Origin of the sequence: Caballeronia arationis, assembly GCF_001544975.2 — a bacterium.
GTDB lineage: Bacteria > Pseudomonadota > Gammaproteobacteria > Burkholderiales > Burkholderiaceae > Caballeronia > Caballeronia arationis.
Genome location: NZ_FCOG02000144.1, coordinates 1 through 14,314 on the forward strand (window position 1 = coordinate 1; position 14,314 = coordinate 14,314).

Sequence of the window (14,314 nt, forward strand, 5' to 3'; positions counted from 1 at the left end):
CACACACTCTGTGATAACGTCATGATTGGCTCCGGTCGTCCACGGGTCTTCGGACCCATTGAGCTTCGAGCTCGTACATCGCTGGGCACGTCCCAGCCGGCTCGACCGGAGCCACCTTACACCGCCAGCGCTCCGCAGTCACCCGTACAACTCGTCGGTCTGAGGCGGAGCCTCGTTAGGCAATTGTCCGATACGACAAGTCATCCGTGGAAGCCGCCAGGCTTTTCCTCGGGCGATATCAACATCTAGAAAATCTTGAGCTTTGTCAGTCTCAGCGCCATCCTGGACTGCTTACTGGCACCATTAGCTTTCCGCAGCCAACGAAATAATCTATGTTTAGTAGGCTATTCGTACGCTCGTCGAGCGCCGATCTTTCGCTTTTCTTGGAGGAGCCACCAGTGCGCAGAACAACATATAACGGTTGGGGATTTGCGCTGTTTTTTTCAGTTATTGTAGTGTCTGCTGCAAAACAGACAAGGGCGGCGGATTTTGATTGCAGTGGTTTGCTTCCTCCTGGCACAAGCGTCAGTCAAAACGGTGAAACACAGATCAAGCTCGCCGCTAACGCTATTTTGAAGGCTGTGAAAGGCGACGCGGACGTTAAAGTAACATCATCGCAGAATGTCCAGAGCGCTCAGCAAAACGCTCCGACAGACGATCCTCAGGCGATCAGGTCTCGGACGCTCTACCTCTTTTGTGGCTTAATGTTGAAGGCAACAGATATCGATAGCAATCGAAAATTTGAAATGTTGATGCAACTGCAAGGCATGAACCAACCGCCTCTGCCACCCTCACCGCCGCCGATTCCAGAGGAGAATTTCGATCTTGTGGCAAGGCTCGGACTGCCTCCGCTGGGTACGAGCAGGGATGCAGTCGAAAAGTTCGCGGCCGAGCGACGAGGCTCTTCGCGGACAGCAGATAATGGACGATATGTGTTGTTCCGTGGCAGTCTCAGTGAACAGCCGGCCGAGATAACCTTATGGATCGACTCGGACGAGAAACTGCGCACAGTCGTTTGGAAAGTCGAAGGTTATCGGGAGCATCACACAAACGATCACTATCCAGGAAAAACCTTTCGCACTGCAGACGGCCCGGATCCTACGAGCACGTGCACGAGGTTTGTAGACGACTTGGTCATTTTTCTCGCTAATAAGATGGGCGTAACGCCAACGACTGTTTCTCAGACGACACCCCGCGCAACTGATGCTTGGAATTTTGTTCCACGGGGTATCCCGCGTGCTTGCGACGATTCCTCGGGATCAGATTGCTCTGCTCACGCCTATCCAACCGATCGTGACGCCGTCCTCAGCAGAGGTCATCAGAAGGTTACCGTACGTGCGAGGCTTGTGCATGTAACCTGGCACCATACTCTCTCTGACGGGAATGATATGGACCATACGGTCGATCAATGCACCGTCCAAGTCCTCGCGGAAAATGTACGTTTCTAATCGGCACTTCGTAGACGCACTCCTTCGGCATACAGAGGCATTGGAGACAAAAATGAAGGCGTTGCGAGTATTTTTCACGATGCTCTCAGGATCGTAGGTATTCCGTCGGTCTGCGGGAGGACTTTGGCGAAGATCAGGCGGGTTTGGGAAATGGACCCGCCGTTCGAGTGACCGGTCTAAGCGATGACCGAGCGGCAGAAGTTGGCCGACTCCGGCCTATCCCCAGGCGGTGCCCCCGAAATTCGCGAAGGGCTTTTTTGCCTATTAATTAAGCAGTCCTGATTACTCCTCGAACTCCCAGCAGGCTGCGCAGCCCTGCGATGTGTTCCCGGATCTGAGCGGTAACCGGCGGTCGCTCCCTACCCTGCTCCGGTTCGCTCGCAAATCGACGCGTCTCGCCGAACGGCTGAAGATCGACTTCGGTGGCCACACGGATTTGTCCGCGTGCGCGAGCCGTAGCGAAGCCCTCCTTCCATCCTGCCGCCTGACGACCGACGCCTTCGTCGAGGGTGTAGACGACCATGTTCTCGCCGTCCTCGTCGATAACGTACTTGCGCTGGCCTGAGGCATCCACGAACGTTTGTCCGGCGCTCTGACGGGCTAGCTGCTCGACTTCCAACGTACGCTTCAATCGCACTTGTTCTTCGGCTTTCACGGCCATCCGACGGCGAATCTGGTGGGTGAAATCAACCGTGCTTCGCAGAAGGCTGCGCAGGTAGTTGATCGGTGCCTTGGCGTGCTTGAGGTGGTCCCACGTTGCCTCGACGACATCCGAGAGACGCTTGCCATGCTCACGGGCTTCGCGCATGAGTTTGAAGATCAAGAAATCAAAGAAACCCAGGGAGCGCAGTCGCTGAAGTTCCTCAGGCACTTGGCCCGGTTGTCTCTTTTGAAAAACAGAAGGGCTTAGATCCTTATATATACCACCGTCTGCCAAGTTGGCAGACGGGTGCTCGACGGAAGATTGCTCGGGTTCAGGTGAGGGCGTCTGAAGTTGTTCAGCGAGACCGAGAAGGGTCGCCGCGCGCTCGGTGAGATGGATGTATGCACGGCCGAAGAGACCGGCTTCGACATAGCGCGATTGAGCACGACGATCTATCAGACCGGCGGACTCGAGGTCGTCGAGGCTCCGATAGAACGTCCGCATGGACTGCAGCGCACGTCCTGTGAGCAGCTCGCGGCGAGCAAAGATCGCGGCGTATGGCTTGGCTGCATCAACGGTGCGGGCGAGGGCGGATAGCACTGCGCGAGCGCGCGCAGGGATGTCTTTAATGTGAGTCGCTCGAAAAGCCGCCCGAAAGACGACCCAGGGCAGATTAGTCGAGTCACACTGGAAGGCGATGCCAGCAGCCGAATCGAGGGCGGTTTCATTCATCTCGTTCGACGCAGGGTGCAACTCACCCTCGCCAGCAACGGTACGTTGCGCGATAGACATGTCTAGCAGTCCATTTTCTGAAAATGGATTGAAGTTGCTTGACTGTCTTTCGCGATCCGCTACACTCCGAGATGTCCAGTCTCTTCCGGTTTCCAGCCGGGGAGCGTTGCGGGCGAGGTTCCAGCCAAGCCCAAATCGCAAAGGCCTTCGGTTTCCAGCCGAGGGCCTTTGTCTTTGTAGTTTCCGTTAGCTCATTTCTTCCTCTTTCTGCAAGTTACTGTTTCTTAAGGAAATCCAATTTGGATGTCGGGAAGCATTCATACCGCTTTTCCCGCAACCCATTGATTTACAACGATATCCAGATTGGATGCCGTTAAGTCACTGCTGTTCCAATTCGTTCCTGATAAATTCGGCGATCTTTCGGCTCCATTCCTCGGCAGCACCTGCGCCATCCTTCCCCGAGAATCGAAGCCCGATCACTCCATTGCGCACCGACATATCGCAGACCTTTCGCTTTCCGTGGTTGAACGTGGTAACCGGGTTGGGCGTGGTTGTCGGCCGCGGCGGTACTGCGAGCGAGAGCGCCCGATCTTGCGTCATATCCTCGGATTCCACGAGCGCCTTGATCGCAGCAACGACCGCAGTCCCCTGCCCTTGTTGAGCCAGTGCCGCAAACTTCGCCGCCGCGGTACCGCCAAGGCGATGCGGTCTCGTCGCGAGTACTTGCTTGGCTTCTTCCGGCAGATTGTCAAACGACAGAATCCGAGCGACGTGGCTCTGCGCCAGTCCCGACGCGCGAATGATGTCCGCTTGCGTAAAACCTAGCGCTCGCTGGATGCGTTGGAATTGGCGATATTTCTCGAAGTCCGGAAGTTCAGGTGCCAAGAGATTCGAAAACGCCGCGCCAAGCTCAACCTCGGCGTCAGTACCCGTAAATGGAACCGCCCGAATCTTAGTCCGGTTGAGATCGTCTCGATAAATGGCGACCCGGTTCGCCCCCGAAATAATCTCGTTCCGGCCGTCCGGAAGCGGGCGATAGATGACCGGATGGATCAAGGGATTTGCAGCGAGGTTGGCCCGAAGCTCCTCGTACTCCTGTGGAGACAGAATCCGCCGCCGCCCGGGCACTTCAAACAGCGTGGAAATATCGAGTTCGGAGCTGACGGCGCCTGCGGCCCCGGATTCCAGTTCCTCAATGCGCTGCCTCATTTCGGCGAGTTCACGATCCTTTTCCGCTAAGAGAGGCAGCGTTGCCATCAGCTGACCTGGCGCCGTCTTGGGACGACCCGGTCCTTCTGTCTCGTCTCTCGGTGGGCGCGGATTAGTGCCTATTGTGGCTGACTTGGACGCTAGTCTGTCTCTGAGACTCATTCTGACTCCTTCTCTGCCAGCCACAGCGCCACAAGCTGCTGGTCAATAATCTCAGCAAAGCGGTCGTACGCTTCTCGGGCACGCTGATAGGTCTTCAGACTTCCCTGATATTTCGAAATGTCGTAGACGGTCCCGAACTCGGCCGCAGCGGTTTGCGTGACCGCGGTTGTCGGGATCTCGACTGGCAAAACCAAACTTTCGTAGGTCTTGTTGATCCAGTCGCGAACGATGTGAGTAGCAGCCTGACTGTGATCCACCTTGGCGAGCAGGACGTTGATGAAATCGAAATTCTTATCGAGTTCCGGGGCGACCTCCTGCATGCTTTCCGAGAGGTCGGAAAAGAGGCTCCAGAACTGGGTCGACGAGGCGTAGTCCAGAGCACTGGGCGGCGTCGGCACGATCAGACCGTCGGCAGCCATAAAGGCGTTAATGGTCAGATAGGAGAGGGCAGGGGGCGTGTCAATGATGACCACGTCATAATTCTCAAGCAGCGGCTCTATCCCTTTGTTGAGTACATTCCAGAACTGGAATTTCTGTTCCTTCGATTGCTTGAAGGGAAGATAGAACTCTGCACCGAACAATGCGGCGCTCGCCGGAATCAGATCAATGCCATCCCAGTACGTGGACTGAACCGCATAATCGAGATTGTCGACGTCCCCGTAGATTAGGGGCAGCACCGTCTGCTCGTCAGTGACCTCGCTATCGGCTAGTATCCCGTTCAGTGCCGAGAGCGACGCCTGTGGGTCGAGATCAATAAGGAGGACGCGCCGTCCGAACAAAGAAAGACCTTGAGCGAGAGTCATCGCCGTGGTCGTTTTGCTGACGCCGCCCTTGAAGTTACCGATCGCGATCTTTTTGCCTTTTACGCCATCGGGACGCTTGACGAACGGCGCAATTCGATCGATCCAGACCCGTGTTTCGGCTAACGTGAATTCCCGGCTGCGGCTGTGACGAAGACTGCCTTCGGGAAGATCGGGCTCTGTGCGTGCCAGATAGTGCATGCGCTGCCGGTCGATGCGACAAAGGTCAGCCACCTGGGCCGTCGTAAATACGGGCGGATTCTTTCGCGGGTGGGGGGCGAGCATGCTTTCTCGGACGTCGACGAGCATCTCGCTCGCGTTGCCGGCGATAGCCTTGATCGCCGCCAGCGGCATCCGCTTTGGCGCGTTCTTGAGCTGTAGCTGTATGGACATCAGAGGCTTTTCGGCGCGAGTCCGAACGGCAGTATTCATCGACAGCTCCCGTAGTGAACAAGGCGGAAATCACTTCCACGCCCAATGTAGTTTTCAACACGTGGATAGAAAAACCGCAGTGCGTGTTGAATTTCGGGAAGGATAGTTGTAAACAGAGCGCCTTGCAAGTTAACTTTCACGACCAAATCCGCTTCCTGCCTGGGTTTGCGGCAGAAATCTCGAATCTTCTTTACGATCTGAGCAGGGGCGGATTCATCCGGAAGGCAAGAATCCTTCTAGGCCCCCCAAAGTCTTGGATTCGGCAGGCCGTGGCAGGTAGACCCAGCCAGCGAAGGGGAGGGGGATCAAGCGGGAGCACATTGGAAGTGCGGCGACCGGATGACGCTGGAGAGAATCTAGCCGGCACACGAATCCAAGCGACGGCAAGTTGACAACTGTCTTTTTCATCACGGAACGCGCCTGTAATAGACGGTCGTGAAACATGCAGCAATCATGCCGGACAGAAAAAAGAGAAACCTAATCAAGAGTTTGCGGCCACCTTCTCAAATTGTTTCACGGCGTTCCCTCGCCAAGTGTGCTGGAAAAAGAGGTTGATACGGCGATCTGCTGCCATTCGACGAGCTTTGCGGAACGCTTCCCACGAAGCGTATCAAACGAGACGCGATTCGTAACGGAAGATACGTTATTCGTAGTTTCGATTTATATGCAACTAACCGTCGTTCTGCATACCGTAGTTATGCACAGTTTCGGTGGATAAACCAGTGGAGAAGTCGCCAATGAGAGTGAACTACGGAGCGTGGGTAATCGGTTCGGTGCCGGAGAAGAAAGGGCATCACTGGCACGCGTGGGTCGAAGTCGAGCGGAGCCCGTGGGAGGACGAGGACATCGGGCAGATCTTCCACTTCACCGACATCGGCTACTACGACATCGAGGCCGCGGCGTATGAGCGCGGCATTCAGTGGGCAAGAGCCTGGCTGGATGACAACTTTTGATCCAAGTCAATGGACGCGGCCGCGCGGGCGTTTCGTTCTTATAGGGTGAGGTACACTGCACGCGACCTCGTTTGCGAAGGACCTGAGAGGACCACAATGGTCAAAATAGAACTAGAACTATCGGACGAGATGCACGCGAACCTGCGCGAGGTGGTCGCACGGTGCAATGCCTCGCACCGAGATCGAGACGGCGCGAACACACACGGCCAGCTCAGCGTGAAGACGCTATTGACGATGTTGACTGAAGATGCTGCGCTGACGCATAGCCGCCCGGGATCATGGGAGGGGGCCAACATGCAGCAGGTGCTCGATTCCCACGGATACCCCAGCGCAGTAGGAGCGCAGCGACCTGCGCGATGAAAAGGTGTAGGATACTGTACATCCATACAGTAATTGCACCATCATGTCCGCGCTGCCAAAAGACATCGAAGACATCCATCCATCACTTTGGCGCGGCAACCAACTTGCGCGCAGGGTAGGGCGGACAGTCGACACCGGCTACGAAAATCTCTCCGCGCAATTGCCTGGCGGGGGATGGCCAATAGGCTCTCTTGTCGAGCTCCTCGTGCAGCAGCCCGGCATCGGCGAGATCCGCATGCTCCAACCGGCGCTCAAGGCCGTGGCCAAACGTCCGGTCGTCTTGATCAAGCCGCCGCAGGTGCCCAACGCCATGGGTCTTTCCTACGTGGGAATTCCGTTCGACAAGATCATGATGCTCAATCCCAGCTCGACCGCAGACGCACTCTGGTCGACCGAGCAGATCTTGAAAGCGAACACCTGCGGCGCGGTTCTGCTCTGGCAACAACACATTCGAGCCGACTCCCTGCGCCGACTTCTGCTTGCCGCGCAATCCTCCGAGATGTTGCTGTTCGTGCTGCGTCCGATCGCCGCTCAACAGGACGCGTCGCCGGCGGCGCTTCGACTTGCCCTTCGGCCCGTGGCAGACGGCGTGTCGGTCGACATCATCAAGCGAAAGGGGCCGGTCGGTATTGAGCCCTTCGCCGTGGCGCTCAAACCGTCACCGATCCTGCTGAGCCCACACGGACGTCCGAGCAAGAGATCGCGCGTCGAGCCAGTCGTTCCTGCCTGGCGGACGGAACTGATCGAGCAACGCTGATGCAGGCCGAGGTGAAGCCGATGCGGGAGCGGGGCGGGGCGCTTGATCACGTTGACGTTCAGAAAGCGCCTGGCATTTACGGCGACCTCCTGGTGGTGCAGGAAAAATCCTCAGCGCTCAACCGTTATTCAAATATCGCGCGCTTTCAAATAACCGCGGTCAGTGAGCCGCAGCCGATTCCGCCGCTTCACGACGCGGTGCTGTCGTGGATGGGTCCGAACGGATTCGTGCTGACTGGTATTGAGTTTGCCGATGGCATTGCCTACGCTCAATCGTGGTGGTGCCGGCCGGCCTGAATTTGCTGTCGCGACAACTAAAAGCGGATCGCACATGAGCCAAGAGAAAAGCTGGACGTACGGCGAAATCACGCTGGCGACTGAGCGCAATATCGTGCGCCTAATGCAGGCAGCGGCCGAGAAGGAAGACCCGGCCGAGGCGCGGACGCTCTTGAGTTGGGCGTGGGGAGTTTATCTAGGATGGACCGCACTGACGAGCGGCTGCCAAGTCGACGGCGATAGTGCGCGGCTCGAAGCCCTGATTGGCGTTTCGAACAAGCGCACTAGGTAACGTACTCGCGGTGTTGGCGTTGGTGCGACCAGCGTAATTCATTTCGTTTGAGCGGCCTTCTCTGCCTCACAAGGCTGGCACGGCCCAGCCCAGTCTAAGCCGTCGGCGCCCTTCGGTATTTATTTGGGATCGGTGAGGGCAGTGTGCAGCTCGCGGCAATCTCGAGCTTACATGGATCGAAAGTGAGGCACTCCGTTTGCTGGCCATCTACAAAGAACCCATCGCTAGAGAACCATGAAAGCAACTATCTGGGGCCATACCTTACTTCCTGAAGGGCATGAGGAGGTTCATCGCTTTGCTTTCGAACTTCAGGACGGAAGTGCAGCGCTTCCAGTGCGGGAATCTGTTTCTCTGCGTACTGCTCGCGTTGTAGTGGCACATCTGCAAGACGGCAACGCATTGATTCAAATGTTCCGAGCCATCGTCAGTAGCGATCCGGCGAACTACGATGAGTTAATTGGGCAAAGTTTCGAGGACGATTTCATCGAAAATGGTCCAAGCGACCGTGTCACTGATTCGCCGGACTGGCAAAACGCCGAGCATTGAGTATGAGGTCGTCAAGATGGCCGGGCTGCATTCGGTCTGCCTTCCCAGGCCGGCAATGTCGTTCCCGAATGTTAACGCGATCCATCTTTGACGGGGTCACCAGCCGGAAATAGGCTAGGAAGAGACGTCGGGTCCTCAGCGATGAATGGCAGGTCGCCACAGCTCCGCTTAGCACCTGATGGCGAACTGCAGCGGGCCCGGGTCGTTTATGCGATGAGCTCGGCTAATGCGACGAGGCCTTCCGGCAACAACCAACGCCGCATCGCCGCGGCGAGAGGTGGCGAACTTGTGCGCTCTTACCACGCAACCTTTGAAGGCCTTGGCTGCCACAGCGGAGGCGACTCTGGCAACGAGGGAAAAGGAACTCAAAGCGACCATCAAGGAATTGACGCGCATAGCGGCGCTTCCGCTACTGAGCGAGGACGGCGAACGCAAAAAGGCACTAAGGCCCACGGACTCGAAGGTTGCCGCCGCAGAGGAGGCGCTCCGCTTAGCAGGTGATGGTTTGGCATGGAATCTGCAGTCCGTCATGGCCTGGGTCAAAGCTGGCGTCCGCTTAAGGTCGGCCAGGAAAGAACGTGACACGGCCATAGCATCCTTCGAGCTTTCATCCGAGCGTCAGGCTCGGTATGCGCGCATCCGCCAGCACAACGAGAGCGTGCGCATTGAGCAGGCGCGGATCAGCGACATCGAGGTCGCTCTGGACGCTGCGAATGCAGAGCTCGACGCGATCCGGGCATTCTGTAGCGACGCGAAAGGCGCGTTTGCGGCGGCTCGCGGGTCCGGATGGATCCGGGAAGACTTCGCCCAACAATTCAGTGTGATGGAGCGGTGCGTGATGGCCGGAGTAATCGACGGAGCGCGTCAGATCCTTGAAGGGCTGGTCTTTCAACGACAGCCAAAGACTTACGAAGGGTTCCGGTGCGACGCGCGAAGCATTCTCGCTAAGGCGTACTCAAGCTACCCAGGCGCCCCGGCGGCCGGGGCGTTTCCGGAGATCGCGGAATGCTCGGTCCGCTTGGCAAAGGCTGCGATGCGCGAGGACAGGATTCGTGACCTAGACAACTATCAGCCTGCGGACCGCTGGCGGATGCTGTCCGAAATTCTCACAGATCCCCTTTCGTTCCGGCTTGACGCAATGTGGTCCATCTACTGGGGAACGTTCCAGTGCAGCGACTCGATGGCAAAGGATCTGTCGAGGGGCGACCGGTCCGAGGAGAGCCTCACAGGGAGCTTTGTGACGCATCTCACGCGATGGACAGACTGGACTGCCCAGAATTTGCCGTTATTCGGGTACCCGGAAATCCGTTCCTACGCGGCCTTGCTGGACATCGCCCATAAGCCGGAGGAAAGCCGCCTGGGCGCGGACCTTGGGGTTATCGTCGACATTAACGTCGGGGACCACGTCTGCCGCAAGGTCGCCCTCTTTCAGGCAAAGAATGCCGCGACGGGGGGCAAGCCCGAAAACATTGGTAGCAAAAAGAAGCAGCTAGGCACCCTCGCGGGACGTGGGCCGGCCGGGTTTTACCTCTTCTTCCACCGGTCCTCATTTCCACTGCAATCTCCCGGCCCGACGGTCAGCGCCGCAGAAGACCTGGCTCGCATGGTGAAAGCATCCGGTCGCGATCTCGACGGCCGCTACAAACCCGTGGACGTTCGTAGACATGGCTGGGACTGGGCCAACTTCGTGACATTCGGCCTTTGCCAGCCCGAGTCGGGAATTGGTCAGCCGTTTTTGTATGGCGACAACCCCCTTAAGATCCTCAGCGACGGCAATGAAGGTCGTTTGCCGTCGCAAGTCTGCCTGATCGCGCTGGCAAACGAACGAGAAGTGCAGGCGCTGGAGCTAGAGCTCAAAGATTACCATTATGCACCGAGGCATTACGAGGTGTCGTTGGAACGGTCGATGGAGGATCGCCGGGACCGGGATCGGGGTATCGATCGCGAACGAAAGAACTAGTGGGCGATATGGACCAGCGAGCGATCGTATCGTTTTTCTTCGGGCATCTCCACGGCTGACCGCAATGCGCCTGATTTATGCCTGTTGATCAGAGGCGTTCAAGGGTCGAGATGGGTGGACATCATACGGCCGCCTTTACCGGACGTTCGGCCGCCGACCAGCTCTCGACGCCTCACTTTCGCGACCCGGCTGCCTACACGCCGGCGATCAGTGTGCCGCCGAAGTAGCGGAGGCGTCGCGGCGGAAAGGTGACTTGTGCCTCGCGATTAGGTTTGTGCTTCTCGTCCGAAGCCCAGAGCAGCGGGGCGGCTGTAATCCTGATCCTTGATTTTGATCCAGTCGCGCGACCGACCACGCTGGTACGTCGAATCCAAGCGCTTCGCGACCATGCCTTCCATGTCGTGATCTTTGACCTGGTCGAAGACCCACGTGCCCGCACCCACGATCCCAACCACGTAGATGAGCTGCTGGGTGTTCTCAAAGCTGTCGCGCAAGATCTGTTTGCGCTCGACCAGCGGCAGGTGACGAATGTCGCGCTCACCGTCTGCGAGCATGTCGAAAACGTAGAGGCGGGCAGGGTGCTCGCGCATGGCTGCACGAACACGCGACGCAACCGATGTGCGCGCACGCTGTTGCAGGCGGTCGAACGCAGAGCGACCGTCGGGATGATCCACCGTGAGCTCGGTATCCCAGATGAAGTCGCCAGGCGTGCTCCAGACCGCCTCAACGATGTCGGGGAACGATCGATTCAGCGAATTGCCCGGGCGCGAAATCAGGTCGACCCGATTTCCAACCTTCCTGACCAGGCACCTAAATCCGTCGTACTTCAGTTCGAATACCCATTCCTCGCGGGAGAATGGTTTCTTCTGGAGGCTGGCCAGCATCAGGTCTTTCGCGTCGATCAGCGGAACGGCACTCACGTCGGTCGCAGCCGTGCGCTGATGTAGGCGAGCTTCGCCCACGCGAACGCCTCCTTACCAATCGTCTTTTCGTCGCACCCGCTGTAAGCGCAGAAGTGCTCGAAGAGGTCGAGCACGGTGTGCCCATTCTCGTTGGGCTCGAGTGCGCGTCCATCAAGAACGACGCCGAGCATCTTCGTAGGATCGCCGTAGCACATATTGCCTCCGGTTGTCAGAACGAGAGCCGTCGCAATAAAAGTTCCCAGTCCGCCGTCGGTCGAGCCGATCGCTCACGTCGAGAAAATCTTCCAGCTTCTCTTTTGCGTGGGTAGATCGGCTTCCTCGAATACCGAACAGCCGAGACGCAGATCAGCATCGCCCATCGACAGGCGAAGTAGCGCGCAATGGTGCGACGTTATCTTCGGCTTCTTGCTCGCTTCGAAGTGTACGCAGGACAAGCACATTCGGTGCGCGGGCATTTGTTCCTGAACCTCGAGTTGACGGATCGTTTTCAACAAGATTCGGTAGAACGACACCAGTTCGTCGTCGGGCACCGTGTCGAGGGCCTTTGTGAGGAAGTGAGGCCATTGCAGCGCGTGCTTGGCCGTCGTTCGACCACGTGCGGTCAGGCGGACCGCGAGTGCCCGCCCGTCGTCGACTGCGCGACGCTTTTCTACAAGACCCTTGTCTTCCAATGTGCTCACCGCGTCGCTAGTGGTGGCGGCGGTCAGTGCAGTCTCGCGTGCGATCTCGCCAAGGCGCATCGCTCCCTTGCGCTGCATCAGAAGCACAAGAATCTCGCCTTGGGTCGGTGTGAGTTGTGCGCCATGCGCCCACTCCCAGGCATGGCTGCGCATCGCCGTGCTCAGGCGCAGTAGGCCGTGGGTCACTCGTCCCGTTGCCTGTTCTCCGTAAACGCCTTCGTTCATAGTCGTTCGCTTTTGTTAGATGAGAATCACATTCTAAGCGGCGCCGAACAATCCTTTTTGCTTTCGTAAATTTTGCCTAAACTCATTTCGACTCCAGACGGTCCAGAGAAAAGATTCATAGGAGGCGGGGAATGGAAAAGCACCGACCGAAAACAAAGTGCGCGGTATGGACGTGGTGGAATGCGTTAGCGGAATCGGAACGGGCGGTATGGCTGACCAAAGCCCATACGGCCACGCCGGCGATAGCGTGGTCGGCGTATCAACGCACGCTTACCCCGCCTGCGGTCACCAATAAGGCCGGTGATGCGCAGCACTATCCCTCAGAAATTGATCATCTCAATCAACGCACGATTCATGCTTCGGCTGCTAAACCTGCTCTCAAATCCGGAGGCCGACATGGAAGTGACCAGGGAGATGATTTACCAGGAAGCGCTCCGACTCCAGGAAGCGATCGCGAGCTTGCGCGTTGAAGTCGCGGCGCTAGAGGTCATCATGGAGCGCATTGAGGCAATCGGACCATGTCAAGTTCACGAATACGAAATCGGCGGGGTGATGGACGCCCAGCCAAGGCCCGTCCATGGCGAAAAAATCAATATTAAGTAGGTGTTCAACGAACTTCGATCCGAAGAACAAATTCTGCACAGGTGTTCGCGGGAATGAGCAGTACTGACAAACGCGCACTCGCTCGTTTGCAAAAGGCTCGCCATGTCAGCGCCGGATTCTCTTTTTTCGCAATTGCTCGATTTGCCGGTGGGTGCTTCGCTGGTTTTGCCGCTTGGGGTGTCGGTACAAGGCGCTGAGTGTGCCATCGCATCGGTCATCGAACAGCACCCTATGCGGAGCTTTGCGACAGGCGAACATATCGCACGGCCGCGCCAAGGTGAAGCCCTTCATAACGTGCGCATCGAGCGGCTGAGCGATGAGACGTAATCGAACCAGAGGCGGTAGTTCGATAATTCAGGTCTTCGGAGATACGGAGTGGTCTAGGAATGGCCCCAAAACAGAACGACCGTTCGAAATTTCGATAGCTTTAATTATGTCAAATTGACGACGGGAAAGCGATGGACGAGCAAGACATTGTGTTCGTGAAACTTGACAAGGTGCTGGCGAAGCTGGACCTGATGCACGACGAAATGCAACAAGCCAAAGGGCGACTCGCGGGCGTGGAAAAGCGCGTCGCTTCCCTCGTATCACTCATCGCGGGCCAAGGCGAAGCGATCGCGGCGCAGTGGGATAACTTCGACAGGACCGCCGAGCGTGAAACTGCATTGCTCCAAGCCCCTAACAAGCAGGAAGGTTGAGCGCATAACTGGATATGGATGCGAAGGTACAGGTCTGAGGATGCTTTACTAGTACGGCGAGTCGCCTATTCTTTGGGGACGGACTCGTGAACACTTTGCGTGGACGAACCCCTCGTGTCTCATCTTCTCTACCGGGAGGTCCGACTAACTCACGGATCTGCCTTTGGAGGGCGGCCATGACGTTGGATGCTGAGTCGATTAAGGCGCTTACTCCATTCGGAATAATCGGCCTAGCGATCCTTGCGATCACTTCTATCGCTATCGCTCTCCCTCCTTTTCTCCGGTCATCAGAGGGCAAGGAATCGGTGGAACCTGCGGGTGGGGATACGCGAAAAAAGCCGCTTATCACCAAGAAGGATGGGTTGGCGGGCCTTTTTGTCGGCATACTGGCGATAGCAGTCATCGCGGGATTGGCGATATTCGAAGATATTCTCGTACGTCCGCTTAAATCAGCCCCTAGTGCTGTTTCCACGCCCACGCAGGCATCTGCGTCCGCTCCCACCGCCGCGCAGACCTCTGCACAAGCTCCTGCGTCCGCACCCACTACTGCACAAGCTCCTGCGTCCGCACCCACTACCGCACAAGCTCCTGCGTCCGCACCCACTACTGCACAAGC

General features: G+C 57.4%; 17 protein-coding genes. 11 read left to right on the forward strand and 6 right to left on the reverse strand.

From position 1 onward, the window contains the following. Positions 1-398 precede the first annotated feature (398 nt). Positions 399-1,448 carry a hypothetical protein gene (locus tag AWB81_RS45165; RefSeq protein WP_144444275.1) on the forward strand — a complete coding sequence of 350 codons (1,050 nt, stop codon included), beginning with the start codon at positions 399-401 and terminating at the stop codon, positions 1,446-1,448. Positions 1,449-1,716: 268 nt separating this feature from the next. Here the strand turns inward: AWB81_RS45165 and AWB81_RS35675 are convergent, their stop codons facing one another. The 3 genes from AWB81_RS35675 to AWB81_RS35685 form a co-directional block, all read right to left on the reverse strand. After that, positions 1,717-2,883 carry a hypothetical protein gene (locus tag AWB81_RS35675; RefSeq protein ID WP_062642432.1) on the reverse strand — a complete coding sequence of 389 codons (1,167 nt, stop codon included), beginning with the start codon at positions 2,881-2,883 and terminating at the stop codon, positions 1,717-1,719. A 318-nt stretch (positions 2,884-3,201) separates the two neighbouring features. Continuing rightward, positions 3,202-4,080: a ParB/RepB/Spo0J family partition protein gene (locus tag AWB81_RS35680; protein WP_062642434.1), complete on the reverse strand. Its 879-nt coding sequence runs from the start codon at positions 4,078-4,080 to the stop codon at positions 3,202-3,204. 110 nt (positions 4,081-4,190) lie between these two features. Further along, on the reverse strand, positions 4,191-5,426 hold the full coding sequence (locus AWB81_RS35685) for a ParA family protein (protein WP_087135416.1): 1,236 nt from the start codon (positions 5,424-5,426) through the stop codon (positions 4,191-4,193). A gap of 737 nt (positions 5,427-6,163) precedes the next feature. Between AWB81_RS35685 and AWB81_RS35690 the strand changes: the two genes are divergently transcribed. The 6 genes from AWB81_RS35690 to AWB81_RS35715 all read left to right on the forward strand — a co-directional run bounded on the left by AWB81_RS35690 (position 6,164) and on the right by AWB81_RS35715 (position 10,569). After that, on the forward strand, positions 6,164-6,379 hold the full coding sequence (locus AWB81_RS35690; RefSeq protein WP_062642436.1) for a hypothetical protein: 216 nt from the start codon (positions 6,164-6,166) through the stop codon (positions 6,377-6,379). Between the two features lie 403 nt (positions 6,380-6,782). Further along, the gene (gene imuA / locus AWB81_RS35700) at positions 6,783-7,496 is read left to right on the forward strand and encodes a translesion DNA synthesis-associated protein ImuA (protein WP_062642440.1); all 714 of its coding nucleotides are present in this window, start codon (positions 6,783-6,785) and stop codon (positions 7,494-7,496) included. Next, positions 7,496-7,792: a hypothetical protein gene (locus tag AWB81_RS35705; protein WP_062642442.1), complete on the forward strand. Its 297-nt coding sequence runs from the start codon at positions 7,496-7,498 to the stop codon at positions 7,790-7,792. Before imuA ends, AWB81_RS35705 begins: the two co-directional genes overlap by 1 nt. Positions 7,793-7,826: 34 nt before the next feature. Beyond that, positions 7,827-8,063, forward strand: coding sequence for a hypothetical protein (locus AWB81_RS35710; RefSeq protein ID WP_062642444.1), 237 nt, complete (start codon positions 7,827-7,829; stop codon positions 8,061-8,063). A 234-nt stretch (positions 8,064-8,297) separates the two neighbouring features. Further along, positions 8,298-8,609: a nuclear transport factor 2 family protein gene (locus tag AWB81_RS45170; protein ID WP_144444277.1), complete on the forward strand. Its 312-nt coding sequence runs from the start codon at positions 8,298-8,300 to the stop codon at positions 8,607-8,609. Between the two features lie 286 nt (positions 8,610-8,895). Next, positions 8,896-10,569 carry a hypothetical protein gene (locus AWB81_RS35715; RefSeq protein WP_144444278.1) on the forward strand — a complete coding sequence of 558 codons (1,674 nt, stop codon included), beginning with the start codon at positions 8,896-8,898 and terminating at the stop codon, positions 10,567-10,569. Positions 10,570-10,835: 266 nt separating this feature from the next. On the opposite strand, the gene AWB81_RS35720 is transcribed toward AWB81_RS35715, so the two are convergent. From AWB81_RS35720 to AWB81_RS35730, 3 genes are all read right to left on the reverse strand, one after another. Beyond that, on the reverse strand, positions 10,836-11,531 hold the full coding sequence (locus AWB81_RS35720; protein WP_235026080.1) for an ATP-dependent DNA ligase: 696 nt from the start codon (positions 11,529-11,531) through the stop codon (positions 10,836-10,838). Next, the gene (locus AWB81_RS35725; RefSeq protein WP_062642447.1) at positions 11,486-11,686 is read right to left on the reverse strand and encodes a hypothetical protein; all 201 of its coding nucleotides are present in this window, start codon (positions 11,684-11,686) and stop codon (positions 11,486-11,488) included. Before AWB81_RS35725 ends, AWB81_RS35720 begins: the two co-directional genes overlap by 46 nt. A 72-nt stretch (positions 11,687-11,758) precedes the next feature. Continuing rightward, the gene (locus tag AWB81_RS35730; RefSeq protein ID WP_062642449.1) at positions 11,759-12,397 is read right to left on the reverse strand and encodes a MarR family winged helix-turn-helix transcriptional regulator; all 639 of its coding nucleotides are present in this window, start codon (positions 12,395-12,397) and stop codon (positions 11,759-11,761) included. 396 nt (positions 12,398-12,793) lie between these two features. Between AWB81_RS35730 and AWB81_RS35735 the strand changes: the two genes are divergently transcribed. From AWB81_RS35735 to AWB81_RS47435, 4 genes are all read left to right on the forward strand, one after another. Continuing rightward, positions 12,794-13,000, forward strand: a complete 207-nt coding sequence (locus AWB81_RS35735; protein ID WP_144444279.1) for a hypothetical protein — start codon at positions 12,794-12,796, stop codon at positions 12,998-13,000. A gap of 102 nt (positions 13,001-13,102) precedes the next feature. Continuing rightward, complete coding sequence (locus AWB81_RS45175) at positions 13,103-13,327, forward strand: hypothetical protein (protein ID WP_144444280.1); 225 nt, start codon at positions 13,103-13,105, stop codon at positions 13,325-13,327. A gap of 131 nt (positions 13,328-13,458) precedes the next feature. Beyond that, positions 13,459-13,698 carry a hypothetical protein gene (locus AWB81_RS35740; RefSeq protein WP_062642452.1) on the forward strand — a complete coding sequence of 80 codons (240 nt, stop codon included), beginning with the start codon at positions 13,459-13,461 and terminating at the stop codon, positions 13,696-13,698. A gap of 176 nt (positions 13,699-13,874) precedes the next feature. After that, positions 13,875-14,314 (forward strand): hypothetical protein (locus AWB81_RS47435; protein ID WP_235026081.1); only part of this gene is annotated, 440 nt, incomplete at its 3' end.

Bases quoted from the DNA above. Each gene is read 5' to 3' on its own strand.
- AWB81_RS45175 (WP_144444280.1), top strand. From the start codon at position 13,103: ATGTCAGCGCCGGATTCTCTTTTTTCGCAATTGCTCGATTTGCCGGTG.
- AWB81_RS35740 (WP_062642452.1), top strand. From the start codon at position 13,459: ATGGACGAGCAAGACATTGTGTTCGTGAAACTTGACAAGGTGCTGGCG.
- AWB81_RS35730 (WP_062642449.1), bottom strand. From the start codon at position 12,397: ATGAACGAAGGCGTTTACGGAGAACAGGCAACGGGACGAGTGACCCAC.
- AWB81_RS35690 (WP_062642436.1), top strand. From the start codon at position 6,164: ATGAGAGTGAACTACGGAGCGTGGGTAATCGGTTCGGTGCCGGAGAAG.
- AWB81_RS35680 (WP_062642434.1), bottom strand. From the start codon at position 4,080: ATGGCAACGCTGCCTCTCTTAGCGGAAAAGGATCGTGAACTCGCCGAA.
- AWB81_RS45170 (WP_144444277.1), top strand. From the start codon at position 8,298: ATGAAAGCAACTATCTGGGGCCATACCTTACTTCCTGAAGGGCATGAG.
- AWB81_RS35735 (WP_144444279.1), top strand. From the start codon at position 12,794: ATGGAAGTGACCAGGGAGATGATTTACCAGGAAGCGCTCCGACTCCAG.
- AWB81_RS35725 (WP_062642447.1), bottom strand. From the start codon at position 11,686: ATGTGCTACGGCGATCCTACGAAGATGCTCGGCGTCGTTCTTGATGGA.
- AWB81_RS35685 (WP_087135416.1), bottom strand. From the start codon at position 5,426: ATGAATACTGCCGTTCGGACTCGCGCCGAAAAGCCTCTGATGTCCATA.
- AWB81_RS35710 (WP_062642444.1), top strand. From the start codon at position 7,827: ATGAGCCAAGAGAAAAGCTGGACGTACGGCGAAATCACGCTGGCGACT.
- imuA (WP_062642440.1), top strand. From the start codon at position 6,783: ATGTCCGCGCTGCCAAAAGACATCGAAGACATCCATCCATCACTTTGG.
- AWB81_RS35705 (WP_062642442.1), top strand. From the start codon at position 7,496: ATGCAGGCCGAGGTGAAGCCGATGCGGGAGCGGGGCGGGGCGCTTGAT.
- AWB81_RS35675 (WP_062642432.1), bottom strand. From the start codon at position 2,883: ATGTCTATCGCGCAACGTACCGTTGCTGGCGAGGGTGAGTTGCACCCT.